Source organism: Agromyces neolithicus (genome assembly GCF_039529735.1).
Classification (GTDB): Bacteria; Actinomycetota; Actinomycetes; order Actinomycetales; family Microbacteriaceae; genus Agromyces; species Agromyces neolithicus.
The window spans coordinates 1-2,371 of the sequence record NZ_BAAANJ010000013.1 but is presented as its reverse complement, the minus strand read 5'-3'; the positions used below and the strand labels follow the sequence as shown (position 1 = coordinate 2,371).

General features: G+C 63.1%; 2 protein-coding genes and 1 pseudogene. All 3 read left to right on the top strand.

From position 1 onward, the window contains the following. Positions 1–90: 90 nt before the first annotated feature. Positions 91–618 (top strand): annotated as a pseudogene (locus ABD164_RS13795) (IS256 family transposase); the annotation flags it as partial. A gap of 127 nt (positions 619–745) precedes the next feature. Continuing rightward, entirely contained in the window at positions 746–1,012 is a 267-nt protein-coding gene (locus tag ABD164_RS13790) for a hypothetical protein (protein ID WP_344296871.1), read from the top strand. Positions 1,013–1,894: 882 nt separating this feature from the next. Beyond that, positions 1,895–2,371: immunity 26/phosphotriesterase HocA family protein (locus tag ABD164_RS13785; protein ID WP_344296870.1), on the top strand; the 477-nt coding region annotated here is incomplete at its 3' end.

Below are 2,371 nucleotides of genomic sequence, written 5' to 3'. Positions count from 1 at the left end.
CCGACCCCCGCCGACCGAGCGACCCCAACCAGCATCATCGGCATAACCGCGAACACGGCATAACAGCAGCTATGCCGATGTCGGCATAGCTGCTGTGATGGCCTGAAAGGGCTGCCCGAATCGATCCGGGCGACCTGGCCGCAAGCGGCCGTGCAGACCTGCGTCGTGCATCTGGTGCGCAACAGCCTGCGGTTCGCGTCGATGAAGCACTGGAAGGCCATCGCGGCCGACGTGAAGGAGATCTACCAGGCCTCCACGATCCCGGCCGCGGAGGCCCGGTTCGACGAGTTCGCCGAGGCATGGACGGGCCAGTATCCCGCGATGATCGAGATGTGGCGCCGGGCGTGGGGCGAGTTCACGCCCTTCCTCGAGTTCCCCCTCGAACTGCGAAAGATCGTCTACACGACCAACGCGATCGAGTCCCTCAACGCGAGGTTCCGGCAAGCGGTCCGCCGAAGAGGGCACTTCCCGAACGAGCAATCCGCGCTGAAGGTGCTGTACCTGGTCGCACGGCAGCGTCAGCACAACCGCACGAATCCGACTGGCGAAACCGCCGGCTGGAAGGGCATCCTGAACGTACTGGCCATGACCTACGGCGACCGCCTAGGACTCAACTGAACAACCCAGCCGACGACCATTTACACAAAAACACGGACAGACCCAGTTGTTACTGAGCAAGGCGGCCGGATCGTGATCACTGTCAACCCCTTCTCGGGGGGCTGACTTGGCGGCAACATGCGCAACCGTGGCCGTGCAGCTCCTCGTCCGCTGCCGTGAGTATCGTCATCGGGAACTCGACTTGGATGCCTTGAAGAGTGAGATCTGGTCAGCAGCGGCGCAGATCGTCGTTCCGGATGAGCGCGTCTTGCGTGGGTTCCTGCAGAAGGTCGAGGGCAAGTTGGACATGCTCCAGTTCACCGTAGACGAACCTGAGATCCGTCAGGCCTCCCTAGAGGTTGTAGCTGTCATCGAAGCCCGTCTCGCGTCGTACCTCACCGATGGGGACGAATAGCTACCCTTGGAGGCACTCACTCCAGATTCGGGCGTCATCCTCCACCGAGCTTGGACGGGTACGCGTTGAGGTACTTGGTGTTCGCCGCCGATTACATCGAGCCCATGCTCCGCGACGACACGAGTGACGACCGCCGCGACCCCTGGGAAGGCCTGCCGTTTGAGCTGAAAGATGACATCGCCCAGTGGAACGAGTCATACCAGGTGGTGGTCCCGATGGATCTACGACAAACGGGCCGAGGTCGCCTCGTTCATCCAGGATCTCGACACGCGTGGTTTGGAGCTCGCAGAGCGCATCGCGGCGGAACTCAGGCCAGCGAAGGTGTGGTACTACAGCGAAGGCCTTTTGAGATACCTGCCGTGAGACCGCCCAGAACCTTGCACGTAGGGGTGCAGGCCGCGGGTGCACGACCGAGGATTCGGTCCAGCGACGTCGGTCACTCAGCGAGCCGCCGCGGGTTGATGCAGCTGTCATGCGGGTTGCGGCTCTTGGGTGAGGGCCGCGTATGTCTGCTCGAATTCGTCGGGCGGGCCCATCCCGAGGGTACAAAGCCTGCGCAAGAGATCCTCGACCGGGACCCGGCCGCGTATGCGCCCGAGCGCGCGAGTCGCTGGCGCCGTGAGCGGGACCGCGTACCGGTCGTCATTGCTCGTCGGCGCCTACGGCGCAAAATGGCGCGGGCCTCTTCGACGCTGAGCGGGCGATCGGCGGCGATGTCGGCCTCAGCTTCAGTGACCTCCGTCGATATGACAAGATCAACAGCATCTCGCCGGCCCACTCGTACTACGACGACGCCGTGAGTTGGGGCGAAGCCTGGCTCGGGCAGAACGGATTCTGATGCCAAGCGCCCCGACGAACCTCAGAGTCCTCAAGCCCTCGAGAATGAAGCCGAAAGCAGGCGACATCTTCGCGATGGGGCTGCCTGACGGCAGCTACATCTTCGGGAGGGTCATAGGGGCGGACTTGACCGAGCCGAACGAAGCACCCATGCCTGGGTCCTACCTGATCTATGTCTACCGCCACAGGAGCGCCTCGCCTTGGCCCGACCGAACGGAGCTCGTCCCCGAGAACCTGCTGCTCCCTCCGGTATTCATCAATAAGATGCCGTGGACCAAGGGATATTTCGAACGTGTTGATCACGTCGAGCTCACGGCCGGTGACAGACTGGCGCAGCACTGCTTCTGGCGTGCAGCGCCGGGCATCTTCGTAGACGAGCATCGCAATCCGCTGCCCCGCGAGGTTCGGCCCTGCGGCGACTGGGGGCTGGCCAGCTATCGACTCCTCGACGACTTAGCCTCGATCCACCGACGAATCCGTGATGGGTGGCTGATTTCGATTCGGCAGGCCTCGTCGTCGGGT